At 63.4% G+C, this 25,324-nt stretch carries 27 protein-coding genes; 21 read left to right on the top strand and 6 right to left on the bottom strand.

Annotated features, from left to right (window positions below; translation table 11 throughout):
- The first annotated feature begins 33 nt into the window (after positions 1-33).
- From DFR34_RS06895 to DFR34_RS06930, 9 genes are all read left to right on the top strand, one after another.
- Positions 34-615 (top strand): YqiA/YcfP family alpha/beta fold hydrolase, encoded by a 582-nt coding sequence (locus tag DFR34_RS06895; RefSeq protein WP_158281754.1) that lies wholly within the window; start codon positions 34-36, stop codon positions 613-615.
- A 258-nt stretch (positions 616-873) separates the two neighbouring features.
- Positions 874-1,263 (top strand): hypothetical protein, encoded by a 390-nt coding sequence (locus tag DFR34_RS06900; RefSeq protein WP_110390417.1) that lies wholly within the window; start codon positions 874-876, stop codon positions 1,261-1,263.
- 115 nt (positions 1,264-1,378) lie between these two features.
- Positions 1,379-1,510, top strand: coding sequence for a hypothetical protein (locus DFR34_RS17740; RefSeq protein WP_273481209.1), 132 nt, complete (start codon positions 1,379-1,381; stop codon positions 1,508-1,510).
- Position 1,511: 1 nt separating this feature from the next.
- Positions 1,512-1,769 carry a molybdopterin converting factor subunit 1 gene (moaD, locus tag DFR34_RS06905; protein WP_110390418.1) on the top strand — a complete coding sequence of 86 codons (258 nt, stop codon included), beginning with the start codon at positions 1,512-1,514 and terminating at the stop codon, positions 1,767-1,769.
- A 2-nt stretch (positions 1,770-1,771) separates the two neighbouring features.
- On the top strand, positions 1,772-2,230 hold the full coding sequence (locus DFR34_RS06910; protein WP_110390419.1) for a molybdenum cofactor biosynthesis protein MoaE: 459 nt from the start codon (positions 1,772-1,774) through the stop codon (positions 2,228-2,230).
- Positions 2,221-2,811 (top strand): molybdenum cofactor guanylyltransferase MobA, encoded by a 591-nt coding sequence (gene mobA / locus DFR34_RS06915; RefSeq protein ID WP_245906830.1) that lies wholly within the window; start codon positions 2,221-2,223, stop codon positions 2,809-2,811. Before DFR34_RS06910 ends, mobA begins: the two co-directional genes overlap by 10 nt.
- Entirely contained in the window at positions 2,808-3,557 is a 750-nt protein-coding gene (locus DFR34_RS06920) for a TIGR00266 family protein (RefSeq protein ID WP_110390420.1), read from the top strand. Before mobA ends, DFR34_RS06920 begins: the two co-directional genes overlap by 4 nt.
- Before the next feature lie 97 nt (positions 3,558-3,654).
- On the top strand, positions 3,655-3,975 hold the full coding sequence (locus DFR34_RS06925) for a helix-turn-helix domain-containing protein (RefSeq protein ID WP_110390421.1): 321 nt from the start codon (positions 3,655-3,657) through the stop codon (positions 3,973-3,975).
- The gene (locus tag DFR34_RS06930) at positions 3,963-4,484 is read left to right on the top strand and encodes a HipA N-terminal domain-containing protein (protein WP_110390422.1); all 522 of its coding nucleotides are present in this window, start codon (positions 3,963-3,965) and stop codon (positions 4,482-4,484) included. Before DFR34_RS06925 ends, DFR34_RS06930 begins: the two co-directional genes overlap by 13 nt.
- A 187-nt stretch (positions 4,485-4,671) precedes the next feature.
- Here DFR34_RS06930 and aroG read toward each other — a convergent pair whose 3' ends face one another.
- Positions 4,672-5,760 carry a 3-deoxy-7-phosphoheptulonate synthase AroG gene (aroG, locus tag DFR34_RS06935; RefSeq protein WP_110390423.1) on the bottom strand — a complete coding sequence of 363 codons (1,089 nt, stop codon included), beginning with the start codon at positions 5,758-5,760 and terminating at the stop codon, positions 4,672-4,674.
- A gap of 466 nt (positions 5,761-6,226) precedes the next feature.
- Here aroG and DFR34_RS17985 point away from each other — a divergent pair, with 466 nt between their 5' ends.
- On the top strand, positions 6,227-7,315 hold the full coding sequence (locus DFR34_RS17985) for a methyl-accepting chemotaxis protein (protein ID WP_276329685.1): 1,089 nt from the start codon (positions 6,227-6,229) through the stop codon (positions 7,313-7,315).
- A 91-nt stretch (positions 7,316-7,406) separates the two neighbouring features.
- On the opposite strand, the gene DFR34_RS06945 is transcribed toward DFR34_RS17985, so the two are convergent.
- On the bottom strand, positions 7,407-8,204 hold the full coding sequence (locus DFR34_RS06945) for an MOSC domain-containing protein (RefSeq protein ID WP_110390425.1): 798 nt from the start codon (positions 8,202-8,204) through the stop codon (positions 7,407-7,409).
- Positions 8,205-8,823: 619 nt separating this feature from the next.
- Between DFR34_RS06945 and DFR34_RS06950 the strand changes: the two genes are divergently transcribed.
- A complete protein-coding gene (locus DFR34_RS06950) occupies positions 8,824-10,440 on the top strand; it encodes a methyl-accepting chemotaxis protein (RefSeq protein WP_245906831.1) in 1,617 nt (538 codons plus the stop codon).
- A 74-nt stretch (positions 10,441-10,514) separates the two neighbouring features.
- Here the strand turns inward: DFR34_RS06950 and DFR34_RS06955 are convergent, their stop codons facing one another.
- The 4 genes from DFR34_RS06955 to DFR34_RS06970 all read right to left on the bottom strand — a co-directional run bounded on the left by DFR34_RS06955 (position 10,515) and on the right by DFR34_RS06970 (position 15,948).
- Positions 10,515-12,146, bottom strand: a complete 1,632-nt coding sequence (locus tag DFR34_RS06955) for a methyl-accepting chemotaxis protein (RefSeq protein ID WP_158281755.1) — start codon at positions 12,144-12,146, stop codon at positions 10,515-10,517.
- A gap of 229 nt (positions 12,147-12,375) precedes the next feature.
- Complete coding sequence (locus DFR34_RS06960) at positions 12,376-14,004, bottom strand: methyl-accepting chemotaxis protein (protein WP_158281756.1); 1,629 nt, start codon at positions 14,002-14,004, stop codon at positions 12,376-12,378.
- 138 nt (positions 14,005-14,142) lie between these two features.
- Positions 14,143-15,417, bottom strand: a complete 1,275-nt coding sequence (locus tag DFR34_RS06965; protein WP_110390428.1) for an AmpG family muropeptide MFS transporter — start codon at positions 15,415-15,417, stop codon at positions 14,143-14,145.
- Between the two features lie 117 nt (positions 15,418-15,534).
- The gene (locus DFR34_RS06970; RefSeq protein ID WP_110390429.1) at positions 15,535-15,948 is read right to left on the bottom strand and encodes a YidB family protein; all 414 of its coding nucleotides are present in this window, start codon (positions 15,946-15,948) and stop codon (positions 15,535-15,537) included.
- Positions 15,949-16,095: 147 nt separating this feature from the next.
- Here DFR34_RS06970 and DFR34_RS06975 point away from each other — a divergent pair, with 147 nt between their 5' ends.
- The 10 genes from DFR34_RS06975 to DFR34_RS07020 all read left to right on the top strand — a co-directional run bounded on the left by DFR34_RS06975 (position 16,096) and on the right by DFR34_RS07020 (position 24,598).
- Positions 16,096-16,818 (top strand): transglycosylase SLT domain-containing protein, encoded by a 723-nt coding sequence (locus tag DFR34_RS06975; RefSeq protein ID WP_110390430.1) that lies wholly within the window; start codon positions 16,096-16,098, stop codon positions 16,816-16,818.
- Positions 16,819-16,891: 73 nt separating this feature from the next.
- A complete protein-coding gene (gene nifB / locus DFR34_RS06980; protein ID WP_110390431.1) occupies positions 16,892-18,400 on the top strand; it encodes a nitrogenase cofactor biosynthesis protein NifB in 1,509 nt (502 codons plus the stop codon).
- Positions 18,401-18,682: a 4Fe-4S binding protein gene (locus tag DFR34_RS06985; RefSeq protein WP_110390432.1), complete on the top strand. Its 282-nt coding sequence runs from the start codon at positions 18,401-18,403 to the stop codon at positions 18,680-18,682.
- Positions 18,682-19,149, top strand: coding sequence for an ArsC/Spx/MgsR family protein (locus DFR34_RS06990; RefSeq protein ID WP_110390433.1), 468 nt, complete (start codon positions 18,682-18,684; stop codon positions 19,147-19,149). Before DFR34_RS06985 ends, DFR34_RS06990 begins: the two co-directional genes overlap by 1 nt.
- Positions 19,130-20,407 carry an FprA family A-type flavoprotein gene (locus tag DFR34_RS06995; protein WP_110390434.1) on the top strand — a complete coding sequence of 426 codons (1,278 nt, stop codon included), beginning with the start codon at positions 19,130-19,132 and terminating at the stop codon, positions 20,405-20,407. Before DFR34_RS06990 ends, DFR34_RS06995 begins: the two co-directional genes overlap by 20 nt.
- A 24-nt stretch (positions 20,408-20,431) precedes the next feature.
- Complete coding sequence (locus DFR34_RS07000) at positions 20,432-20,719, top strand: 2Fe-2S iron-sulfur cluster-binding protein (protein WP_110390435.1); 288 nt, start codon at positions 20,432-20,434, stop codon at positions 20,717-20,719.
- A 109-nt stretch (positions 20,720-20,828) separates the two neighbouring features.
- Positions 20,829-21,191 carry a 2Fe-2S iron-sulfur cluster-binding protein gene (locus tag DFR34_RS07005; RefSeq protein WP_110390436.1) on the top strand — a complete coding sequence of 121 codons (363 nt, stop codon included), beginning with the start codon at positions 20,829-20,831 and terminating at the stop codon, positions 21,189-21,191.
- Between the two features lie 98 nt (positions 21,192-21,289).
- The gene (locus tag DFR34_RS07010) at positions 21,290-21,868 is read left to right on the top strand and encodes a nitrogen fixation protein NifQ (RefSeq protein ID WP_158281757.1); all 579 of its coding nucleotides are present in this window, start codon (positions 21,290-21,292) and stop codon (positions 21,866-21,868) included.
- Positions 21,847-22,791 (top strand): ADP-ribosyl-[dinitrogen reductase] hydrolase, encoded by a 945-nt coding sequence (gene draG / locus DFR34_RS07015; RefSeq protein ID WP_110390438.1) that lies wholly within the window; start codon positions 21,847-21,849, stop codon positions 22,789-22,791. The genes DFR34_RS07010 and draG overlap by 22 nt, the downstream gene beginning before the upstream one ends.
- 172 nt (positions 22,792-22,963) lie before the next feature.
- Positions 22,964-24,598, top strand: a complete 1,635-nt coding sequence (locus DFR34_RS07020) for a methyl-accepting chemotaxis protein (RefSeq protein ID WP_110390439.1) — start codon at positions 22,964-22,966, stop codon at positions 24,596-24,598.
- The last annotated feature ends 726 nt before the right edge of the window (positions 24,599-25,324 follow it).

Below are 25,324 nucleotides of genomic sequence, written 5' to 3' on the forward strand. Positions count from 1 at the left end.
GTGGGCGACAGGCGTGGGGAGCGCCTGCCCAGCATGATTCCGCACATTGTCTATCTGCACGGTTTTTTGTCCAGCCCGACCACCGTCAAAGCGCAGGCGCTGGCTGACCATCTGGCGGCGCAAGGCGCCTTGGGCCAATTTTTGGCGCCCACCCTGCCGGTGGAGCCCGACGCTGCCATCCACGCCGCCGAGGCGGCGCTGATGGAGTGTATCGACGAACCCGTGTTGCTGGTGGGCAGCTCGCTGGGCGGTTTTTATGCCACCTGGCTGGCGCAAAAATGGAACGCCCCGGCCGTGGTGATCAACCCGGCGGTGCGCCCGGATCTGTCGCTGCAACGCTACGCTGGCGTGCAAACCCACTATGTGACTGGCGAGCAAGTGCTGGTGCGCCCGGAATATTTCGAACAACTGGGCCGCTATCGAGTCAGCGCCCCCGACCCGGATCGCTTCTGGCTGCTGTGCGCCCAGGATGACGAAGTGCTGGACAGCAGCGAAATGGTGTCGCACTACGTGGGCTGCAAACAAACCGTCACCCGCACTGGCGGCCACACCTTTGCCGATTTTGCCCAGTATATTCCTGACATCCTGGCCTTTGGCGCTGAAAAGGCGCGTTAAGAGCCGCTAACAAAACCCCCTGGCGTTGTTGTGTGACCTTGCCGTACTGCTTGTACTGTCTGCGGTCACACGCCTAGCCAGGACCGCTTCGCTGGGTTTTGTTAGCGACTCTAAGCGCCGCGCACAAAACCTTCCTGGCGTTTGCCTTGTCGTTCTGTTCGTACTGCTTGCGGTCGCACGCCTCGCCAAGATGAGGCGCTGGCTTTGGCAGGCTGGGCTGACTACAATCTATTTTTTTATGGATTGAAAGCGCTCGCCATGCAAGCCTTGTGGCGCACCCTCTGGCATTCCCGCTGGCGTCTGGCCCTGTTGGCCTGGGTTGTGGGCGTGGCCACTGCCAGCCTGTGGCACGCCTGGCATACACCCGGCCAGCCCTTATATGTCAAACTGGACAACACCCTGGACCGCGTCGCTCCGCTGGTGGTGTTTGAACACGGCAATGACTTCACCCAAGAGCGCATCACCCTCACCCAGCTGCAACCGGGCGAGCGGCGGGTGGTGGCGCTCAATCACCGCCCCGGCATGGGCTACACCATCACCGTAGACTGGGGCGGCGGCCGGCAAAACTCGGTGTGTGTAGGCAAGTTCACCGACAGCTGGGTGAATCACGTGTTGCTGACGCCCGAGGGCATCGTCAGTCGGGATTGAGCGTCGCCAAGCGGAGGCCCCACCTGACGGCCTAGCCCAAGCCGCCAGTAGCCGCGCGCGGCTGAATTCCTTACCATCACCCATATCGCGCAAGCGCTTTACAGGACACTCCACCATGCTCAGCTGGGAAGAATGGATTTTTGTCGGCATCATGGCCGCCGTGCCGATTGGCGGCGCGATTTTTCATATCTGGGTGATGCTGCTTGGCCACGGCAAGAAGCACGCCGATTCATCAAAAGACCAATAACGTGACCACCCTCAATCTGCTGTACTTCGCCCGCCTGCGCGATGCGCTGGGCTGCGGCCAGGAAACCCTCACGCTGGACGGCGCCGCCACGGTGGCCAGCCTGCTGGATGCGCTGCGCGCGCGCGGCGGCGTGTGGGCCGAACAACTGGACGCCGCGCGCAGCTTTCGCGTGGCGGTCAACCAGACTGTCGCCCACGCCGGCCAAGCGCTGGCCGACGGCGACGAAGTGGCGATTTTCCCGCCGGTCACCGGGGGCTGAACATGAGCGCCGCCTTTACCGTCGCCGTGCAAACCGCGCGCTTTGACCCCGGCGCCGAAATGGCCCAGCTGGCCGGCCTGCCCGATGTCGGCGCGCAAGTGTGCTTTGTTGGCCAGGTGCGCGACTTTGGCGACAGCCAGGCGGTCACCGCGCTGGAGCTGGAACACTACCCCGGCATGACCGAAAAATCCCTGCTGGCCATCCTCGACCAGGCGCGCGCGCGCTGGCCGCTGGCGGCGGCGCGGGTGGTGCATCGGGTGGGCTATCTGCCGCTGGGTGAAGCCATTGTGCTGGTGCTCACCGCCAGCGCCCATCGCGGCGACGCCTTTGCCGCCTGCGAATTCATCATGGACTACCTCAAGCGCGACGCGCCGTTCTGGAAAAAAGAACACACCGCCGCCGGCAGCCACTGGGTGGAAGCCAAGCACAGCGACCAACAGGCGGCGCAACGGTGGCAATAAGCTACACCGCGCTGCTGCTGGCCGGCGGCCAGGCCCGCCGCATGGGCGGCGTGGACAAAGGCCTGCAAACCCTGCACGGCCAAACACTGGCCGCGCATGTGCTGGCCAGCCTGGCCGCGCAAAGCCAGCCGCCGGCGCGCTGCCTGATCAGCGCCAACCGCCACCTGGACGCCTACGCCGCGCTGGGCTGGCCGGTGCTGCCCGACGCCGAACCCGACTACCCCGGCCCGCTGGCCGGCATCGCCGCCGGCCTGGCCGCCCTGCAAGACGACTGGCTGCTGGTTGCGCCCTGCGACGCCATCCGCCTGCCGGCCGATCTGGCCGCCCGCCTGCTGAGCGCCGCCGCCGGCCGCGACGCCGCCAGCGCCGCCGACCCCGAACACTGGCACCCCACCCTGCTGGCGCTGCACCGCCGCGTCGCCCCCAGCCTGAGCGCCTGGCGTCAGGGCGGCGGGCGCAGCATTCGCGGCTGGCTGGCCGGGCTGGATCACCAGGAATGTCAGTTTGCTGTTCCCTTCACCAACGCCAACACCCTGGACGACCTGGCCCGCCTGGCCGCCCAACAAGGAGACTGCGCATGACCATGCACGTGATTGACTACGAAATCATCGGCGACGACTTGCAGTTTGTCGAAGTGGAGCTCGACCCCGGCGAAGCCGCCGTCGGCGAAGCCGGCGCCATGATGTATATGCAGGACGGCGTCAGCATGGACACCGTGTTCGGCGACGGCTCGGCGCAAGAAGGCGGCTGGATGGGCAAGCTGTTTGGCGCCGGCAAGCGCCTGCTCACTGGCGAATCGATGTTCACCACCGTGTTTGTCAACGAAGGCCAGGGCAAAAAGCGCGTGGCCTTTGCCGCCGCCTCGCCGGGCAAAATCGTGCCGGTGCACCTGCGCGAACTCGGCGGCGCGCTGCTGGCGCAAAAAGACGCCTTTCTGTGCGCCGCCAAGGGCGTCTCGCTGGGCATCGCCTTTCAGCGCCGGCTGGGCGCCGGCCTGTTTGGCGGCGAGGGCTTTATCCTGCAAAAGCTGGAAGGCGACGGCTATGTGTTTCTGCACGCCGGCGGCGCGCTGGTGGAAAAACAACTGAAAGCCGGCGAAGTGCTGCGCGTGGACACCGGCTGTGTGGTGGCGTTTCAACCCAGCGTGGACTTTGACATCGAATACGTCGGCAAGCTGAAAAGCGCGCTGTTTGGCGGCGAAGGGCTGTTTTTCGCCACCCTGACCGGGCCGGGGCACGTCTGGCTGCAATCGCTGCCGTTCTCGCGGCTGGCCGACCGGATTTTGAGCCAGGCGCCGGTGGCGGTGAGCAATAAATCGTCGGATTAAGGCTTGTGGCGGGGCAGCGGCCAACACCGCCGCCCCACCAGATAAAACACATTATAATGGTGATTAACTGGTCAATCCGGGCTTAAGTCACAGCAAAATGTCTTTTATCTTATCTCTCCCCAATGAAATTCTGCGCGAACTCGGCGCCCGCCTGCGGATGCAACGCCTGGCCCAGTCGCTGTCACAACGCGAACTCGCACACATGGCCGGGCTTTCGCTGGGCGCGCTGCGCAAACTGGAAACCGATGGCCAATGCTCGCTGGAGACGCTGATTCGGGCAGTGCAAGCGCTGGGCCTGAGCACCGAGCTGGACGAGCTGTTTGTGCTGAAACGCCAATCCATCGCCCAGATGGCGCAAGCCGAAGCCGCCCAGCAACGCCAACGCGCGCCACGCAGGAAATCATCATGCGGCAGGTAAATGTGGTGTATTGCGGGTGGGGGGAGCAGTGGCCGCTGGGGCGGCTGGCGGATGATGGTCGCACGCTGCTATTCGAATATGCCCCTGAGGCCTTGGCCCAAGGACTGGAGCTGTCGCCGCTGCACCTGAAACTGCGCCCCCAGGCGTATGGCGATTTTCCGGCATATCAGCATCGTCTGTCGGGGCTGCTGGCCGAAATGGCTTGGCGTCTTGGCCGCGACCGACACTGGCGCTTGGCGCCAGCATTTGACCTGACTTTTAGCACTGGTCCGATGGGCCTGCATCATATGGATGTCTGTGGCGAGGGCGCGGCCATCGAACGCGGCCATTTACTCCGTCTGGCCCAGGAGGGCGGCATCGGCATACACACTGCCAAACACAGCATTGACCGCATGTTGCCACATGCCGCCAGCCTGGCCGGACGGCTGGCGGATTTTCCCGTGCGGCGGGCGACTGCGCAGGCATTATGCGCGACGGTACAGGCTTGCTATCGGCGGCTGATGGGGTGAGGTCGGGCTGACGGCGGCGATGCCGGTTCGGATTCACGATGTGGGGCTTGGTGTTTGAGGCCCCCCACAACACAATGCCCGGTGAGATCATCACCGGGCATGTGTATTTCTCTTCAGTCAGCCATGTCGGCCGGACTGGTCAACGCGCGTGTTTTGCCATCGTGCGTGCGAGTGGGGGTGGGCAGGTTTATTCGTCTGCCGAGGCGTCCTGTGGCACGCCCAGCTTGGCGCGGCGGGCTTTGACGCCGTCGGCCAGGGTGGTGAGCAGGGCTTCGGTGTCGGCCCAGCCGATGCAGGCGTCGGTGATGCTTTGGCCGTACACCGGTTGACAGCCCGGCTTGAGGTCCTGGCGGCCTTCCACCAGGTGGCTTTCCACCATCACGCCAAAGATGTGGCTGTCGCCGGCGGCCATCTGGCTGGCCACGTCGGTGGCGACTTCCATCTGGCGCTTGTAGTCTTTGCGGCTGTTGGCGTGGCTGAAGTCCACCATCACTTTTTGCGGCAGGCCCACGGCGGCCAGTTCGGCGGCGGCGCCGCGCACATGTTCGCTGGCGTAGTTTGGCTCTTTGCCGCCGCGCAGGATCACATGGCAGTCCGGGTTGCCGCCGGTGCCGACAATGGCGGAATGGCCGGCCTTGGTCACCGACAGGAAGTGGTGCGGCTGGCTGGCGGCGCGGATGGCGTCTACGGCGATTTTCAGGTTGCCGTCGGTGCCGTTCTTGAAGCCCACCGGGCAGGACAGGCCAGAGGCCAGCTCGCGGTGTACCTGGCTTTCGGTGGTGCGCGCGCCGATGGCGCCCCAGCTGATCAGGTCGGCCACGTATTGCGGGGTGATCATGTCCAGGAATTCGGTGGCGGCCGGCATGCCCTGGTTGTTCAGGTCCAGCAGCAGTTTGCGCGCCATGCGCAGGCCACGGTTGATGTCGTAGGTGCCGTTCAGCTCGGGGTCGTTGATCAGGCCCTTCCAACCCACCGTGGTGCGCGGTTTTTCAAAATACACGCGCATCACCACCAGCAGCTCACCGGCCAGCGCATCGCGCAGCGGTTGCAGGCGGGCGGCGTATTCCAGGGCAGCCTGGGTGTCGTGGATCGAGCACGGGCCAATCACCACCAGCAGGCGGTCGTCTTCGCCGCGCAACAGGCGGGCAATGTCGCTGCGGGTGGCGTAGATCAGCTCGGCGGCGGAATCCGTGATGGGCAGTTCGTAGAGGTGGGCAATCGGGGGCAGGAGTTCTTTGATTTCCCGGATACGGACGTCGTCAGTTTGGCGTTGCATGGCGCACTCTAATAAAACGATGGCAAAACGCCAAGCCTAGCGTGGTTTGACTTGATGTGCAAACGCCTGAGGTCAGCATCTGGCCGCAGAGCGATGGCCTGGCGGGTGGCATGGCATGTGTTGTGCTTTTATCTAGTAGAAATACTAGGTCTATTGGCAGAAACGTGCCGGGCCGGACGGCAGGCTCTGGCCGGATGGCCTGTCCTTGTCCGCCAATGCTGGCGCATCTCTGCACTGTGGGGAAAGAAAGAACACCAGTCGCCTTGCCACGGTGGGCCGACCCGCATGGGGGTCGTGCGTCAACTGCGCAACAGGTTTGCAGCAAGATGCGCAAAAAGTGAAGCAAGTCACCATCCGTTTCTCCAATATGCTTTTGTATTCGCGTAGTCTTGCGAAACATCCGCTCGCCATGCGGGCGGTAAGGCAAGTCCGATCCCGATTTTTACGCCCATGCAGGATTGATCCGATGTTTTTCCGTCGTTCCCCGCCCATTGACGAGGGTGAAGTACAGCGTCTGCGTCAGGCGCAAGAGGGTTTGCAACAGCAATTAGGCCAGGCGCGCGAGCGCGAGGCAGCGCTGGCGGCCGAGCTGGCGCAAGTGCGTGCCGAGCTGGCCGGTCAGCGTGCCTGCCTGCGGCCGCTACAAGCGTTTGGTCAGAGTTTTCTGGATTTGCAGGCCTCGCTGGCGCGCATGGCCGATGGCTTGCAGACTGAAAGCGAAATGACCCAGCAAGCGGTGCAGTCGGTGGGCAGCAGCTCACGCGCGGTGGATCGGCTGGTCGGGCATTTTGACGAGATTGTCGAGCGGCAGACGCACACTGCACAGAGCATTCAGGCGCTGAACGGCAGCACCGGCAAGATTGTCGGCTTTGTGCAGATGATCAAGGAAATCGCCGACCAGACCAATCTATTGGCCCTGAACGCCGCCATTGAGGCCGCGCGCGCCGGTGAGGCCGGGCGTGGCTTTGCCGTGGTGGCTGATGAAGTGCGCAAACTGGCCGAGCGCACCACCCAGGCCACTGGCGAAATCGCCAGCCTGGTGTCCGGCATCCAGCACGACACCCGTCAGAGCGGCGACGAGGTGCTGGCCGCGGCTGAGGCGGCGCAGCGTTATCAGGCTGAGGGCCGCGACAATGTCGCCAGCATTCATACCTTGCTGGGGTTGACGCAAAAAATGACCGGCACGATTGGCGCGGTGTCGGACGCCAGCTTTCTGGAGGTGGCGCGGCTGGACCATGTGGTGCTCAAGCTGGAGGTGTACAAAGCCTGCCTGGGGGTCAGCGACAAGCACGCCCATGACTTGTCCGACCATCATCAGTGCCGGCTGGGCCAGTGGTACGAGCGTGGGCGCGGCCAGCAGTTTTTTGCCGGCCATCCGCGCTACAAGGCGATTGAGCGCCCGCACGCCGCCGTGCACGACAGCGCGCGTCAGGCCTTGCTGGCGCGTGAAGCCGGCGATGCCGCCGGGGTGGAGCAGGCTTTGTCACGCATGGAAGACGCCAGCCGTGAGGTGATGCAATTGCTGGCCGAGCTGGAAACCAGCGCGCACGCATAACACCCGACCCAGGTGGGCGCGCGCTGCTGCGCTCGCCCGCATCCAGTCGATGGGATGCGATGGCGGAAAGCAAGCCTGCTTGCCTGCTGGGTTAAAACGCCAATGTAGTTTCCAGCACTTCCACTTCCATCCCCACTTCCAGCAGGCCTTCGTTGCGCGCGGCCAGGTTCTGGCCAAAGCGTACGCCATCGTCAAACTGGCGGGTGCGCATCAGCGTGGCCAGCGGTTCCTGGTCGGCGGCGCGTTGGCCGGTGGCCGGGTCTACCGTGGTCAGCACGCAGCGGGTGCATGGCTTGGCCACGTCGAACACCACCGGGCCGATGCGGATCACGGTCCAGTCGTCTTCTTCGTAGGGGCCGCTGCCAGCAATCACCAGATTGGGGCGGAAGTGGCGCATGGTCACCGGTGTGGCCAACTGGCCATTCAGGTCGGCCAGCGAGCCCTCGCCAGCCAGCAGATAAGGGTAGCCATCGGCAAAGCCCAGCGGCGCGGCCTGGGTTTTTTGCTGGCGCTGCGGTGCTTCGCCGATAAACAGCAGCTGGCAGGGCTGGCCGAGAAATTGGCTGAACCAGGCGTCTACCGTCGCATCGCCATGCCAGGCGGCAAAGTCATCGCCCCACACCGACGTGGCCGCCGGCTGGGTGTATACCGCGCTGATGGCGGCGCGCAGTGGCATGCCCGGCGCTTGCAGCAGCAGCGCGCCAGGAATCATCGTCACCCGCACCTGGGTGAGCATGGGGTGGCTGCGGGCGGTGATGAATTCGCCTTGTGGCGTGGTCAGCATCCAGCTGCGGTCACCCAGCAGACCAGCCTGGCCGGCAAAGGCGCGGCCATGGCGCACGCCACGGCCGGATTTCAGTGGATGGACATACAGTTCGGCAAGATGCATGACATTTTCCTGAGCAATGAGGCCAGTGAGCTTATCGCGTTTGTGTGGCGGCCTGGTGGCGACAGATAAAGGCAGAATTTTTGTCGGACAGGACTCAAGTCCACGATGAATGGGCCGACATAAACTTTTGGCATAGTTTATGGCGCTCGCGCCTTGTCAAGCCAACTTTCGACGCAAACGTTCGAAATTTGTCCGTCGAATTTGACCCGGCATGCATTTTTTCGGCTACAGTGCTTGGAAGAGGGGGCGGGTGCAAGCTGGCCTTGAGTGTCGCTTACAAAACCCTCCTGGCGTTGTAGTGTGACCCTGCCGTCCTGCTTGTACGGCCTGCGATCACACGCCTGGCCTGGATTGCTTCGCTGAGTTGGTGAGCGCTCTTAAAACTATGCCACGCAGCCTCAAACTGTCTGCGTGGCAGGCGTGGCCGTCGGCGGACATGCCAAAAACCCGACAACAATAACGATATCACACCACGGCGTGATGTCAGGAGACAAGCCGGCCCATGGGGGAACATGACCGGCATGCAGGCGCCCGATGTGCCCGTGTTTTCCTGCCAGGAAGAGCCGTCTTTCCGTTGTTTCAAAATCCTGGGGTGCCTTACATGTTGGACAAGATGTCAATGCGCGCACGGCTGACTGCCATGGTCGTGCTGGCCCTGATGGGCTTTTTATTGGTGGGTGCGGTGTCGCTGTATGCGCAGCGACGCGACACGCTGGAAAGCCGCAAGGAAAAGGTTCGTGACATTGTCCAGACCGGACTTGGCATCGTGCAGCACTATGAAACCCTGGCCAGCCAGGGCAAGCTGCCGGTGGCGGATGCCCAGCGAGAGGCCAAGGATGCGCTGGCCGCCATGCGTTACGGCTCGGATGACTATATGTCCATCCTCGACAAGGATCTCAAATTCGTCATGCACCCGATCAAGGCCGCGCTGGTAGGCAAATCCTTGTATGCGGTCAATGATCCCAATGGCAACAAGCTGGGCGAGCTGTTTGCCAGCGCCATCCGTTCGGGCGGCGGCAAGGGCGGTTTTGCCGAGTATGTGTGGGAGAAAAACAAAGACGTTGGCGTGGTGGGCAAGGTGTCCTACCTGGGGGTGTCGTCTGGCTGGAACTGGGTGATTGTCACCGGGGTGTATCTGGATGACGTTGAAGCGGCGTTTCGTGTGCAGCTGACGCAACTGCTGGTGGCCGGCGGGGTGGTGCTGCTGATCATGTGGGGCGCCAGTGAGCTGATCAAGCGCAGCGTGCTGCGTCAGTTGGGTGGCGAGCCGGCCTATGCTGCCGAAGTGGTGCGCACCATCGCCAGTGGCGACCTGACCCGCCAGGTGAGTATCAGCGGCAACCCCGACAGTCTGCTGGCGGCGATTGCCGGCATGCAGCGCGACTTGCACCAGCTGATTGGCCGTATCAGCGGCAATGCCGATTCGCTGACGCAAATGGCGCAATCGCTGGCCAGCCACGCCAGCGAAGTGACTTCCGTGTCGGATTCGCAAAGCAGCTCGGCCTCGGCCATGGCCGCTTCGATTGAAGAAATGACCGCCAGCATCTCGCAGATTGCCGACCATGCTGGCGCGGCGCGCGATGTGTCGGCCGAATCTGGCCAGCTGTCCAGTGACGGCGCCAAGGTGATTGCCGACGCTGTAGATGAAATGCGCCGCATCCACGACGCTGTCAGCGACACCTCGATGGCCATCACCGATCTGGCCGGCAAAACCGAAACCATTTCCAGCATCATGAACGTCATCAAGGAAGTGGCCGACCAGACCAATCTGCTGGCGCTGAACGCGGCGATTGAGGCCGCCCGCGCCGGCGAGCAAGGCCGTGGCTTTGCCGTGGTGGCCGATGAAGTGCGCAAGCTGGCTGAGCGCACCTCGTCCGCCACCGAAGAAATCGCCCGCATGATTGCCGACATCAAGGAAAGCTCCGGCCAATCGCAGGAAACCATGGACGAGGCGATGAACCGGGTGAACCATGGCCTGGCGCTGGCCGAGCAGGGCGGCGAATCCATCGCCCGCATCCGCGACAGCGCTGTGCGCGTGGTGCAGGTGGTCAATGAAATCTCGCAGGCGCTGAAAGAACAAAGCGTGGCCAGCAACGACATCGCGCTGAATGTCGAGCGCATTGCACAAAGCGCCTCAGGCAACGCCCAGGCTGCGCGTCAGGTGGCGCAGGCCAGCTCGTCGATGCGCGATCTGACCAGTGAGCTGCACCACGCCGTACACCGCTTCTCGGTGTAATTCACCCGCGCCACATAAAACCACGCCCCCGTGTTGTCGAAGCACGGGGGCGTGGTTTTTTTCTATCGGTGTCATCAGGCGGTTTTGAATTGCCCCACTGCCCCGCGCAGTTCCATGGCCAAGGCTTCCAGCTCGCCAGCGGCGCCAGCACTGTCGCGTACCACGGCGTGCTGGGTTTCGCTCTGGCCGGCAATCACCTGCATATCACGGGCGATCGACTGCACCGACTGGCTTTGCTCGGTCAGCGCGGTGGCCATTTCGTGAATGCTGGAACGGGTATCGCTGACTGTCTGGCTGGCCAGTTCCATGCGCTCGGCGGCCACCCCGGCTTCGCTGCGGCTATTGGCCAGCGCATGCTGACTGTCGGCGATGGCGCGCTGCATGGCCTCGCTGGCTTCTTGCAGGCGCAAGGTCAGTGTGTCGATCTGCCCGGCCGACAGCGCGGATTTTTCCGCGAGCTTGCGCACCTCATCGGCCACCACGGCAAAGCCGCGGCCGGCTTCGCCAGCGCGGGCGGCTTCAATCGCGGCGTTCAAGGCCAGCAGATTGGTCTGGTCGGCGATTTCCCGCACCTGGCCGGTCATTTGTGAAATTTCTCCCATGCTGCCCAGCATGTGGCGGGCACTGTCGCTGACGTCGCGGCTCAGTTGCTGGTCGGCCTGATCCAGATGACGGCACAGCTCACCCAAGGCACTGACCCCGGCCTGGGTATGCTGGCGCGCGGTGTCGGCATGCTGTTCCAGCCGTTCCGCCATGGCGCTGACCTGCTCGACGCTGACGCTGATTTCTTCCAGTGCGGCGGCCGACGAACTTACCGCCGTGTTCTGTTCGGCCGAGGCGCCGGCCAGCCGGTCGGCATGGTCAGACAAAGAAGTCGCCCGGCTGGCCAGCCGCTCGCTGCCGCCCCATACCTCGGACAAGGTGTGCTGGATGTGGGTCAGCAGCTGGTTGAAGGCGCGACCCACTGCGCCCAGCTCGTCGTGGCTGTGAATGCCAGCGCGGCAGGTCAGGTCGCGCTGTTCGCTGACCTTGGCCATGGTGCGCATCAGCTCATGCACCGGGTGGGTCAGCGCCCATTTGATGGCAAATGCCAGCCAGCCCAGCAGCAGCGAGAGCACGGCGATTTGGCCGACAAACATCAGCGCATCGTGGCGGAACGCGGCGTTGAGATCGTCCAGATACAAGCCGGAAGCGACAATCCAGCCCCAGGGCGCAAAGCCTTCGGCATAGGCCAGCTTGGCCACCGGCTCATCCTTGCCCGGCTGCGGCCACAGGTATTCGACAAAGCCATGGCCCTGGCTGGCCACGGCATCACGCATTTCTTTCACCAGCAATTTGCCGTTGGGGTCTTTCAGCGTGGACAAATCCTTGCCGTTGAGCTCGGGTTTGATCGGGTGCCAGACCATGCGCGGATGCATATCGTACAGGCTGTAATACTCTTTGCCGGCGTAACGCAGATTGCCAATCGCCCGCTTGGCCTGCTCTTGCGCAGCATCCTGTGCCAGCACGCCGGCTTTCACTTGTTTGTCGTAATGGTCGAGCACGCCGATGGCCACTTGCACCACGCTTTGCAACGTGGCGCGGCGGTCGTCAAGCATGCGCTGGTATTTGGAATACAGCGCCAGTGCGCTGATGGCCATCACCCCGAGCATGGCGGAAAACAACAAAATATTCAGTTTGTTGCCGACACTGATTCGTTTCAGCATGGTGGAGTCCTCGTCGGTGCGCGCCGTCTGCGGGCCAGTGTGGCGCCACCGGACGACGATCATGCACGGCCCGGATGACGGGCGTATGGCGAGGTTGTACCGCAGCTCGGGCGCTTAAGCAAATGGTCATACCATCTAGCCTTAAGTTATGGCAAAACACATTCGCTGCGGACAATTTATGTCATGGTAAAGTCAGTCCGGCCACCCCGGAGCAGGCGTGGTTGACCGGTCAGGTTTTGAAGCGCCCCACCGCCCCACGCAGCTCCACCGCCAGCGACTCCAGTTCGCGGGCGGCGCCGGCGCTGTCGTGCACCACGGCGTGCTGGGTTTCGCTCTGGCCGGCAATGCGCTGCATATCGTCGGCGATTTGCTGCACGGCCAGGTTTTGTTCGTTCAGCGCGGTGTTCATCTCGGCGCTGCGCTGGCGGGTGGCCTGGGCGGCGGCGCTGGCGGCGGCCAAGGCCTGGCTGACGTCATCGGCCTGACGGGCGCTGGCGTTCAGCGCGGTGTCGCTGTCGATCACCGCCTGGCGCATGGCGCTGTTGGCGGCCAGCAGGCGCTCGGTCAGCCCGTCGATCTGGCTGGCGGACTGGGCGGATTTTTCCGCCAGTTTGCGCACTTCGTCGGCCACCACGGCAAAGCCGCGTCCGGATTCGCCGGCGCGGGCGGCTTCGATGGCGGCGTTCAGCGCCAACAGATTGGTTTGCTCGGCGATTTCGCGCACTTCGGCGGTCATGCGGGTGATGTCGGCCATATTGTCGGCCATCTGGCGGGCGCTGACGCCTACCTCGTCACGCAGGCACTGGCCGGCTTGCGCCAGGCTGTCGCGCAAGCTGCTCACTACGGTTTCGCCGTGGGCGGTTTGCGCGCGAGTGTCGTCGGCCTGGCGGCTGAGCGCGTCGGCCATCACGCCGATTTCTTCGATGCTGGCGCTGATTTCTTCCAGCGCCGCCGCGCTTGAGGCCACTGCGTGGTTTTGTTCGGCCGAGGCGCCGGCCAGCCGGTGGGCGTGGTCGGACAAGCGGGTGGCGCGGTGGGCCAGTTGCTCGCTGCCGCCCCACACATCAGAAAAAGCGCGCTGAATATTGCCCAGCAAGTGATTAAAGGCGCGGCCCACTGTGCCCAGCTCGTCCTGGCTGTGCAATTGCGCGCGACAGGTGAGGTCGTGCTGCTCGTCCACCCGGCGCATGGCCTCCACCAGCGCGCGCACCGGCAGGGTCAGCGCGCGCTTGATCAGCACCACCAGCGCCGCCAGCAGCAGCGACAGGCCGACGATCTTGCCGACAAACATCATGGCATCGCGGCGGAACTCGGCGTTGAGGTCGTCCAGGTATAAGCCCGTGGCCACCACCCAGCCCCACGGGGCAAAGCCCTGGGCATAGGCCAGCTTGGGCACTGGCGCGCTCTGGCCTGGTTGCGGCCATTGGTATTCGACAAAGCCGTGCCCCTGGCTGCTCACCACATCGCGCATGGCGATGAACAGCGGCTTGCCGTCCGGGTCGCGGATCTGGCTGATGTCTTGGCCGTTGAGTTCGGGTTTGATCGGGTGTTGCACCATGCGCGGGTGCATGTCGAAGATATAAAAATACTCTTTGTCGGCGTAGCGCAATTCACCGATGGCGCGGCGCGCCTGAGCCTGCGCACTGGCCAGCGGCAGACTGCCGTCGCGCACCAGCCGGTCGTGGTAGTTCAGTACGCCAACGGCCACTTGCACCATGTTCTGCAAGGCCGCACGACGGTCTTCCAGCATCCGTTGATATTTGGAATACAAGGCCAGCGCGCTGATCAAAGCCACGCCGGCCAAGGCGGCCAGCAGCAAGACATTGAGCTTGCTGCCCACACTGAGTCGGTTGAACATCTTGATGTCTCTCTCTACGCCTGGCGACATGGGCCGGGCGATGGTGCGAGCATCGGCCGCCTCCTCAGCGGGCCCGCCAGATGGGGCAGGCCTGACGTCCTTGCTCGGTTTTTTATCGGTTGGGCGGCTGCGCTGGCGTCAGCTGCGCCCAGCTGGGGCGTCCGCCTCTTGTGCGGGCGGATCGTCTCCCCATGGGGCCACCTTATATAACAAAAGCATCCCGGGTAAGGCAAGCACAGTGCATAACAAGAAAAACGGCGTCCAGCCCAGCGCATCCACCAGATAGCCGGTGGCGGCGTTGGCCACGGTGCGCGGCACGGCGGCCAGGCTGGTGAACAAGGCAAACTGGGTGGCGGTGTAGGCCGGGTGGGTGCTGCGGGCGATAAAGGCAATAAATGCCGCTGTGCCCAGCCCCACGCCCAGCGCCTCAAAGCCAATCGCCAGCGCCAGCACGCGCAAATCCGGGCCCACTTGGTCCAGCAGCACAAAGCCCAGAATCGACACGCATTGCACCACGCCAAACACCCACAGCGCGCGGTTGATGCCCAGCTTGAGCATCCACGCCCCGCCCAGCAGGCCGCCGATCACCGCCGGCCACAGCCCGGCGTGCTTGGCCACCAGGCCGATTTCGGTCTTGCTAAAGCCGGTGTCCAGATAAAACGGCGTGGCCAGCGCGGTGGCCATGCTGTCGCCCAGCTTGTACAAAAAGATAAAGCCCAGCACCCAGGCGGCGCCTTGCCAGCCCTGGCGGGAAATAAACTCTTTGAATGGCATCACCACCGCGTCGCGCAGGGTTTTTGGCGCCGCCGCGCGCAAGGCCGGCTCGCTGACCGACAGGGTGAGCAGCAAGCCCGGCAGCATGAACAGCGCAGTGATGGCGAACACCCACGGCCAGGGCAGCCGGTCGGCCAGAATCAGCGACAGCGAGCCGGGCACCAAACTGGCCAGCCGGTAGGCGTTGATGTGCACGGTGTTGCCCAACCCCAGCTCGGCATCGCGCAGCAGCTCGCGCCGGTAGGCGTCCAGCACGATGTCCTGGCTGGCGGAAAAAAACGCCACGCCCACCGCCAGCGCGGCAATCGACCAAATATCCTGCTGCGGCAAAAACACGCCAAAGCCGGCCATGCTGGCGATCAAGGCCACTTGGGTGATCAGCATCCAGCCGCGCCGCCGGCCCAAAAATGGCGGGGTGAAGCGGTCCATCAGCGGCGACCAGATAAATTTCCAGGTGTAGGGCAGCTGGATCAGGGCAAACAGGCCAATGGCCTTGAGATCCACGCCTTCGCTGCGCAACCAGGCGGGCAGCAGATTGATCAGCAGATACAGCGGCAGACCGGAGGCAAAGCCGGTGAACACGCAGATCAGCATCTGGCGGGAAAACAGCGAGGGCGAGGCGGGGGAATCAGCAGTCATGGGCAGGGCGAAAAAATAAGCCAGACTGCTACTGTACCGGAATCATGTCGCTTGCGGGCGCGCGGTGGCCGGCGGTGAAGCCGGCCACCAGAAGAAAAGCCCAGAGAAGGGCGGCAATCAGAACTTGCTGAAAAAATCTTTCACCGCCGACACGCCTTGCTCAAACACCCCACCCAGATCAGACAGCGAGCCATTCGGGGTCAGCTGATTCACCCATTCTGGCAGATTGGCCGACAGCCACTCACCCGCCTGTGCCGGATCGATACCGGCTTTTTCTGCCAGGCTGTTCAGTGTGTCGGCGCTGAATACCTGCTGCAATTGCTCGGCGCTGATCGGCAGGTTTTCGCCCTGGCTGATCCAGCTTTGCAGGGTGTCGCCCAGCCCGGCTTGCTGAAAACGTTCCACCAGGCCATCGATGCCGCCGCTGTTCTGCAGCAAATCACCCAACGCGCCGCCAGCCTGGCCGACGGTGTCTTGCAGCTGTTGCACGCCGCCACTGATGGCGTCACTCAGTTGATCCAGCAGACCCATATCACTCTCCTTGCGATAAACCATTGAAAATAGCCGGGATTGTCCTTACATTGCCGGGGCGTCGCCGATTTTTCCGGGCGAACGCGCAAGCGTCGGGGCTTCCGGCGCGCAGCTAATGCAGCATAGCGGTTTGGACCTTAAATTCACATGACAGTTTTCCTGCGCACCCTGTTTTTTGTCACCCTGAGCCTGGCCGCCTGGCAGGCGCACGCCGATGTCTATGGCTTTGTGGACGAACAGGGCGAGGTGCATCTGGCCGACAAGCCGCTGGATGCGCGCTATCGGCTATTCAAGCGCGGCGCGCTGCCAGCGGCCAGCAGCGGCGCGGCGACCGCTGAACTGGGCCGTTATCTGGACGCGCGCGACCAGGCGGCGCTGAAGCGGCTGACGCCGCTGATCGAGCAAACCGCCCGCCGCCACCAACTGGAGCCCGCCTTGCTGCACGCGGTGATTACCGTGGAATCCGGCTACCACGCCAGCGCGGCCTCGCCCAAGGGCGCGCAGGGACTGATGCAACTGATGCCAGACACCGCCGCACGCTTTGGCGTGTCAGCCGAGACCGTGCTGGAGCCGCGCGCCAATCTGGATGCCGGCGCGCGCTACCTGGCCTTTTTGCTGGGCTTGTTCGATCGCCGGCTGGATTTGGCGCTGGCTGCCTATAACGCTGGCGAGGGCGTGGTGCAGCGGCTGGGGCGGATTCCGCCGTATGAAGAAACCGAGCAATACGTCAAGGCAGTGCGCGGGCTGTATCTGCGCCAGGGCGGGCGCGTGCTGGCCGATGGCCGTCTGCGCGCCAAGGCGGATGCCAGCCTTGTCCGGTTCACGACAAGTGATGCGACACGGACAGAAACAGAAAACACAAGTTATTGATCTGAAAACATAAGTTACGTGGCGCGGCTTTTGCTCAAGTGCTTGTCAGCACCAGCACTTGAGGAGTGTCATCGTGGAACTACCTGTTATCAGCAACGCCCCCAGCAGCGGCGGCGGCTGTTCGTCCAGCGGCTGTGGGTCGTCGTCCGACGCCATGGCCCATCTGCCGGATTCCATCCGCCAGAAAGTGCAGGATCATCCCTGTTATTCAGAAGACGCTCACCATTACTTCGCCCGCATGCATGTGGCGGTGGCGCCGGCCTGTAATATCCAGTGCAACTACTGCAACCGCAAATACGACTGCGCCAATGAGTCGCGGCCGGGCGTGGTGTCCGAGTTGCTGCACCCGGATCAGGCCGTCACCAAAGTGCTGGCCGTGGCGGCCACCATTCCGCAAATGACCGTGCTGGGCATCGCCGGCCCGGGCGACCCCTTGGCCAACCCGGCGCGCACCTTCGAGACTTTCCGGCAGCTGTCGGACAAGGCGCCGGACATCAAGCTGTGCCTGTCCACCAACGGCCTGACCCTGCCCGAGCATGTGGACGAAATCGCCAAGCACAACATCGACCATGTGACCATCACCATCAACTGTGTCGATCCCGAAATCGGCGCCCAGATCTACCCGTGGATTTACTGGCAAAACCGCCGGTTGCGTGGGGTGGAAGCGGCGCGGATTCTGATCGAACAGCAGCAAAAAGGCCTGGAAATGCTGACTTCGCGCGGCATTCTGGTGAAGGTCAATTCGGTGATGATTCCTGGCGTCAACGACGAGCACCTGAAAGAAGTCTCCAAGGTGGTCAAGGCCAAGGGTGCTTTCCTGCATAACGTCATGCCGCTGATTGCCGAAGCCGAGCACGGCACCTATTACGGCCTGATGGAGCAGCCGTCGCCCACGCCCGAACAGCTGCAAGCCCTGCAAGACGAGTGCGGCGGCGATATGGCGATGATGCGCCACTGTCGCCAGTGCCGCGCCGACGCGGTGGGCTTGCTGGGCGAAGATCGTGGCGCCGAGTTCACCCTCGACAAGCTGGCCGACATGGACATCGACTACGAAGCCGCCATGCAAACCCGTCAGGAAGTGCGCGAAAACCTGCTGGAGCAACTGGCCGCCAAGCGCGCCGGCGCCCCGGCCGCCGAAGTCACCGCCCTGGCCGGCGTGCCGGCCGACAGCCGCCCGGTGCTGATGGCGGTGGCCGCCAAAAATGGCGTGGTGGGCGAGCACTTTGGCCATGCCCGCGAATTCTTGGTGTACGAAGCCTCGCCCAAGGGCGTGCGGCTGATGGGCCATCGCAAGGTGGACCTGTACTGCAACGGCGCCACCGACTGTGGCGACAGCGGCGAAGGCGGCCAGCCGGCCGGGTCGATTCTTGACCAGATCATCCACGCCCTGTCCGGCTGTGAGCAGGTGCTGTGCGCCCGGATTGGTTTTGAGCCCTGGGGCCAGCTGGAAGCCGCCGGCATCCAGCCCAATGGCGAACACGCCATGGAGCCGGTGGAAGACGCCGTGCTGGCGGTGTATCGGGAAATGTCCGCCGCCGGCAAGCTGGCGGCGCCGGCCGACAAGCTGAACAAGGTGGCGTAAATGGCTCTGCAAATTGTCGATCTGTGCGTCAACTGTTGGGCGTGCGTGGATGTCTGCCCCAATCAAGCCGTGGTGGAAGATGTCCCGCACTTCTTGATCAACGAGCAAGCCTGCACCGAGTGCCTGGGCGACCACGCCGAAGCGCAGTGCGCGGCGATTTGTCCGATTGAGGGGGCGATTGTCAACGAACTGGGCGAACCGCTGAACCCGCCCGGCTCGCTGACCGGCATCCCGCTGGACAAGCTGCGCGAGCTGGGCTTGCTGGATCGGGAGGCGGCGTAATGGCGACACTGACTTTTTACGAAAAGCCAGGCTGCCAAGGCAACGCGCGGCAGAAAGCCCTGCTGCGCGCCGCCGGCCACCAGCTGAACGTGCGCAATCTGCTGACCGAACCCTGGACGCCCGAGCGGCTGCGCCAGTTTTTTGGCGCGCTGCCGGTGACGCAGTGGTTTAACCGCAACGCCCCGGCAGTGAAGTCCGGCGAGGTCAACCCCGACGCGCTGGACGCCGACGCCGCGCTGGCCTTGATGGTCAAGCGCGCCATCCTGATTCGCCGCCCCTTGCTGGAAATGGGCGACGAGCGCTGGGTGGGCTTTGACGTCGCCGCGCTGGATGCGCGCATCGGCCTGAATGGCGTCAACCTGCCGCCGGGCGACCTGGAAGCCTGTTCCCATCACGGCGCCGAGGCGGCGGCGCACGCCGCCGCCTGCCACGCGGAGGGCCACGCCCATGAGCATTGTTCACCCTGATCAGGCCGTGGAGCTGGCCCCCGGCGTGCATTGGATTGGCGCGCTGGACCCGCATTTGCGCCGCTTTGACATTATTTTGTCCACCGCCAACGGCACCAGCTACAACGCGTATCTGGTGCGCGGCGAGCAGGGCGTGGCGGTGATCGACACGGTCAAAGAAGCCTTTGCCGACGATTTTTTTCGTCGGCTGGAATCCGTCGCCCGTTACGACGAAATCACCACCATCGTGCTCAATCACCTGGAGCCCGACCACAGCGGCGCGCTGCCCGAGCTATTGCGCCGCGCGCCCAATGCCCGCGTGTATTTGTCCAGCCGCGCGCAAATGATGCTCAAGGCGCTGCTCAAGCCCTCGTCCAATCAGGCGCCGCCGGACTACACCCCGGTGACCACTGGCGACACCATCGACCTGGGTGGGCGCACGCTGGCGTTTTTTCACACGCCGTATCTGCACTGGCCGGACACGCAGTGCACCTGGCTGGTGGAAGAAGGCATGTTGTTCTCGGGCGATGTGTTTGGCTGCCATTACTGCGATCCGCGCCTGTTCAACGACCGGGTGGGCGATTTCAGGTTCTCGTTTGAATACTACTACGCCCACATCATGCGCCCGTTCCGCGCCCATGTGCTGGACGCGCTGGAGCTTCTGGAGCCGCTGGACATCCGCTTGATTGCCCCGGCGCACGGGCCGATTTTGCGCCACCACCCGCGCGACTACCTGGCGCGCTACCGCGAAATGGCCACCCCGCGCCTGGCGCTGGACACCGAAGCCGCTGGCGAAAAAACCCTGGCGGTGTTTTATCTCTCCGCCTACGGCAACACCCGCAGCATGGCCGAAGCCATCGCCATTGGCGCCGAGCGCATTGCCGGCGTGCGCGTGTCGCTGTTTGACCTGGAGGGCGGCGACACCGCCCACTTCACCGACCTGATCGAAGCCGCCGACGGCCTGGCCTTTGGCAGCCCGACGCTGAACGGCGACGCCGCGCCGCCGATCTGGGCGCTGCTGTCCTCGCTGACCACGGTGAACGTCAAAGGCAAGTTTGGCGCGGCGTTTGGCTCGTATGGCTGGAGCGGCGAGGCGGTGCGGCTGATTGAAGACCGCCTGCGCGGGCTCAAGCTGCGCGTGCCGGTGGAAGGCCTGCGCCTGAAGCTGGCGCCCGACGCCAGCGAGCTGGACGCCTGCCGCACGCTGGGCGAAACCCTGGCCCGTCACTTAGTGGGCGAAGCCATGCCGCGTGAGGTCGATCTGGCCTCCCTGAGTTGATTTTTATCCTGACTGGAGCATTCCATGCCCAAAGCCAAAGTGATTTTTGAAGACATCGGCGTGGCGGTCACCGTCCCGGCCGGCACCCGCCTGATTGAAGTGTCCGAGAAAGTCGGCGCTGGCATCACCTATGGCTGTCGCGAAGGCGAATGCTGCACCTGCCTGACCAAGGTGATTTCAGGCGGCGACAACCTGGCCGCGCCCTCGGTGCTGGAGGATCAGGTGCTGAAAGACAATATGGCCCCACGCAACCACCGTCTGGCCTGTCAGGCGCAGATTCTGGGCGGCGAAGTGGTGGTGCGCCCGGCCTGAGCGATTTACGCAACTTCAGCCTTTTCTCGGCCCCCCGGAGAAAAGGCGCGCGCTGCGGCCCGGATGAGCGGCCGGGCGCTGTTGGTTTTTTCACCAAAGGAGCAACACCATGGCGTTGATCACCTTCTCCAGCCGTCTGCATAAAGACAAAACCGTCTATGCCGTCGCTGGCAGCCATACCCAGACCATCCTGACCCTGGCCAAAGAAAACCACATTCCCATCGACTTTGGCTGCGGCAATGGCGAATGCGGCACCTGTCTGGTCAAGGTGTCGTCGGTGGACACCAAGCGCTCGCCGATGGGCGGCCCGCTGACCAACCGCGAAGCCGTTGTGCTCAAGGACATGGGCTATGTGACCCAGCCGGAACTCGACCAAATGTACGTGGACGACATTCCGCCGACCCAATGGCGCCTGGCTTGCCAGATGGTGGTGCGCGACGAGGACATCCTGGTCGAATACCCCAGCAAGTGATGTTGCCTGAGCGGACGGCGTCCTGCGACCCCCAGCCGTCCGCGTCTGCCGCCTGGCGCCCTTGGGCGTCAGCGCGGCCGTCCGATCCGGAGGCCACCATGATCCCCCCCGACCGCTTGCATCACCGCGCCCTGTTGTGCGCCAGCCTTTTGCAAGGCGACGCTGGCCCGGCGCCTGTTGACGAAGGCAACCGCAGCTTGCTGGCCAGCCTGCTGGCCGGACAGCGCGCGGGCCTAGGTTGCCTGCCGCCCCAACTGGGCCTGGCAGACAATGATTTTGCCGCCATGCTGGCCGCTTATTTTCCTACTGCGCGCCTGCCCGCGCCCTGGCCGGCCGCCTCGCCCGAGCGCGTGCCGGAATGGGACGAGCTGGTGCAATTTTTACTGGACCATCGCGCTGGCGAGCAGGCCGAGCCGCGCTGGATGGCGCAGATTCTGGCCGCCGCCTGCGCCGGCCGCGACCACCTGTGGCAAGACCTCGGCCTGACCGGCCGCCACGAGCTCAGCCAACTGATTGCGCTGAACTTTCCGGCGCTGGCCCAGGCCAACGACGGGGACATGAAATGGAAAAAGTTCATCTACCGGCAACTGTGCGCGCGCGAAGGGATTTACGTCTGCCCGGCGCCCTCCTGCCAAGCCTGTCACGACCGGCCAGCATGCTTTGGCCCGGAGTCCTGAACCGCATACGCCAGTTTGGCCCCGCGCCCTCGGCGCCGCTGACGCTGGAAGCCCGCGCGCTGGGCGCGTATCTGGGCCTGGCGGTGGGCGATGCGTTGGGCGCCACGGTGGAGTTTCTCACTCCCAATGAAATCCGCCACCAGATTGGCCTGCACCGCCACCTGACCGGCGGCGGCTGGCTCAAGCTGCGCCCCGGCATGGTCACCGACGACACCACCATGAGCCTGGCGCTGGGCGAGGCCATCTTATTATCTGGCGGCCGGGTGGACGCCCTGCTGGCCGCGCAGGCGTTTGACCAATGGATGCGCAGCAAGCCAGTGGACATCGGCAACACCGTGCGCCGCAACCTGATGCGCTTTCGCCGCACTGGCGAACCCTGCGCGCCGCCCTCCGAACACGACGCCGGCAACGGCGCCGCCATGCGCCTGCTGCCGGCCGCGCTGGCCACCTTTGGCCTGGACGCCGACACCGTGCGCGACGCCGTGCTGGCGCAAGCACACGTCACCCACCACAGCCCCTTGTCCGACGCCGCCTGCCTGACGCTGACCGGCATGCTGCACGCCCTGCTGGCCGGCGCCGACAAAAAAACTGTGCTGCAACAGCATGTGCAGCCGCTGATCCAGCAATACCCGGTGTTTGGCTTTCGCGCCCGCCGCTGCGACAACCCCAGCGGCTATATCGTGGACACCCTGCAAGCGGTGTTTCAGGCGTTTTTTGACACCGACACGCTGGAAGACTGCCTGATCGACGTGGTGAACCGCGGCGGCGACGCCGACACCACTGGCGCCATCGCCGGCATGCTGGCCGGCGCGCACCAAGGCCCCAAGGCGATCCCGCGCCGCTGGCTATCCGTGCTGGACGCCGACACCCGCGCCGCCTGCGAGCTGCAATCCTGGTTGCTGCTGCCGGCGGTTTTGGCTTGATTGCTACGACTTTAGTCGTAGATTTTTGTTGGCCTGCATAAGTCTGCCTGTCGATTACGTAGAAATACCTATAGTGAGCTGACCACCATCCGGCCTTCATCCGGCCTTGTTGAACCCAGCTTGCGCTTTCGCTTTGCCCCGTCGCGCCAGCGCCTGATACCGAGAGAACATCATGCGCAACAACCAGCCCATCACCCAGATGGAAACCCTGCTGCCGGAAGGCCAGTTCATCTACTCGCGCACCGACCTGCGCGGCATCATCGTCGAAGCCAACGAGGCATTTGCCCACATCAGCGGCTATCGCCGTGAAGACATGATAGGCCAGCCGCACAATATGGTGCGCCACCCCGACATGCCCGAACAGGCCTTCAAAGACATGTGGAGCGACCTCAAGCAAGGCCGCCCCTGGCGCGGCCTGGTGAAAAACCGCCGCCAGGACGGCGGCTTTTATTGGGTGCTGGCCAACGCCTCGCCCGTGCGCGAAAACGGCCAGATTGTCGGCTATCAATCGGTGCGCAGCAGCCCAAGCCGCGAGGCGGTGAAAGCTGCCGAAAGCGCCTATCGGCGCATCCGCGAAGGCGACAGCTCGATTGTCATCCGCCATGGCCAGGTGCGCCCGGCGCGCCAATCGCTGTGGGCCTGTTTTATGGGCCTGGGCTCACAACTGCGCTGGTTTGGGCTGGTGATGCTGCTGTCCAATCTGGCCATGCTGGTTGGCCATATGATGCCGGGCGACAACCTGCGCGCGCTTTGGATGGCGCTGGGCGGCGTGAGTGTGCTGTGGAGCCTGTGTTTTGTACTGTATTTTACCCCGCGCCTGCGCCGCGACCTGGCGCGCACCGACGATTACCTGGACCGTCTGTTGAGCAGCGGCAACCTGAAACAGCGGCTGGACATCACCCGCGACGACGAGCTGGGCCGGGTGTCCGCCAAGCTGGACGGCTTTATCGCCTCGGTGCAAGCCACCTTGATGTGCATGGCCGACTCCGCCAGGCAAGTGCACCACATCGCCGACGAAGTGGACCAGGCCGTGGGCGGCGTCAGCCAGTCGGCCCGCGTGCAAAGCGCCGCCACCACCTCGGCCGCCGCCGGCATCCAGCAAGTGACCGTGTCGATCAGCGAAGTGTGCGCCCACGCCAATCACGCCCGCGACGCCGCCCACACCGCCGCGCAAACCTCCTGTCAGGGCGAAGCCCTGTCCGGGCAAGCCTGCCAAACCATCCTGACGCTGGCCGGCACAGTAAAAACCGCCGCCGCCCAAGTGGAGCGCCTGGGCGCGCAATCGCAAGAGATCTCCCGCATCACCGGGGTGATCCGCGACATTGCCGAACAGACCAACCTCCTGGCGCTGAACGCCGCCATCGAAGCCGCCCGCGCCGGCGAGCAAGGCCGTGGCTTTGCCGTGGTGGCCGACGAAGTGCGCAAACTGGCCGAACGCACCGGCCGCGCCACCGCCGAAATCAGCGCCACCATTGAATCCGTGCAACAAGAAACCGGCAAAGCCGTCGCCGGCATGCGCGCCGGCGCCGAACAAGTGGAACACGGCGTCGGCCTGGTGCAACAAGCCCAAGACGCCCTGCACGAAATCAACGCGCAAATGGCGCACACCATGCAAATGGTGAACGACATCAGCGAATCCGCCGCCGAACAAGAACGCGCCATGACCATGATGGCCGGCAGCGTGGAACAAGTGGCCTGCATGACCGAGCAAAACATGGCCGTGGTCACCCAAACCACCGCCTCCGCCCAATCGCTGAACAGCATGGTGGAACGCATGCATAAATCGGTGATGCAATATACGGTGTGAGTGGGGGGAGTGGTTTGGTGCTGGAGGTGAGGGTGATGCGGAAAAGCGACACCATCATGCGGGGCGGGTTGTGTTTGCGGTGGTGAACGGGTGTGAGGGGGAAGGGTGTTTTGTAAAGCCACCTTGGGTGAGGATGCCGAGGGTGGCTTTGTTTTTTGGAGGTGTAAAAGATCGTTGCTTTTAAGTTTTTTTCGTTGGTAAGTATTTGATAATTTGTGATTTATTTTATTTTTCGGGTTTTTTTGATCAGCCAGAACTTTGCTCTTGATGAACAAAGCTGAGTTAGCCTCGGGTATGCAAAGCTGTTGGCTGGGGAGGGTGGGTAATGCATGGGCTATGTCGCAGTATAGGGTGACTGCTTAAAATGTTCGGTTGAGTAAAATTTTGTCTTTACATTTTTTTGAGTCAATGCTTATTGTCGAGGTATGATAAGTAAGAAATCTTACGAGTCACTAACAAAATGCCTCTTGGCGTTGTTGTGTGGTTATGTCGTACTGGCGTGTTCTTTTTATTTTAATGATTTTGCGCTACGCCTAGCCGCATCAACAGGGTAACCCGTTACCTAATGTAACCCAGTCAGTGTATGCAGCTATTTCTCATCGTCCTTGGCAAATGCCCGCTCTCTTTTCGTTAGAGCCTGTTCTGAACTATCCCATAGCGGTAAAATCCAAGCCCCATGGAAAACCGCAAACCTTACCCATCCGATGTCAGCGACGAAGAATGGGC

This window comes from Rivihabitans pingtungensis (assembly GCF_003201855.1).
Lineage (GTDB): Bacteria > Pseudomonadota > Gammaproteobacteria > Burkholderiales > Aquaspirillaceae > Rivihabitans > Rivihabitans pingtungensis.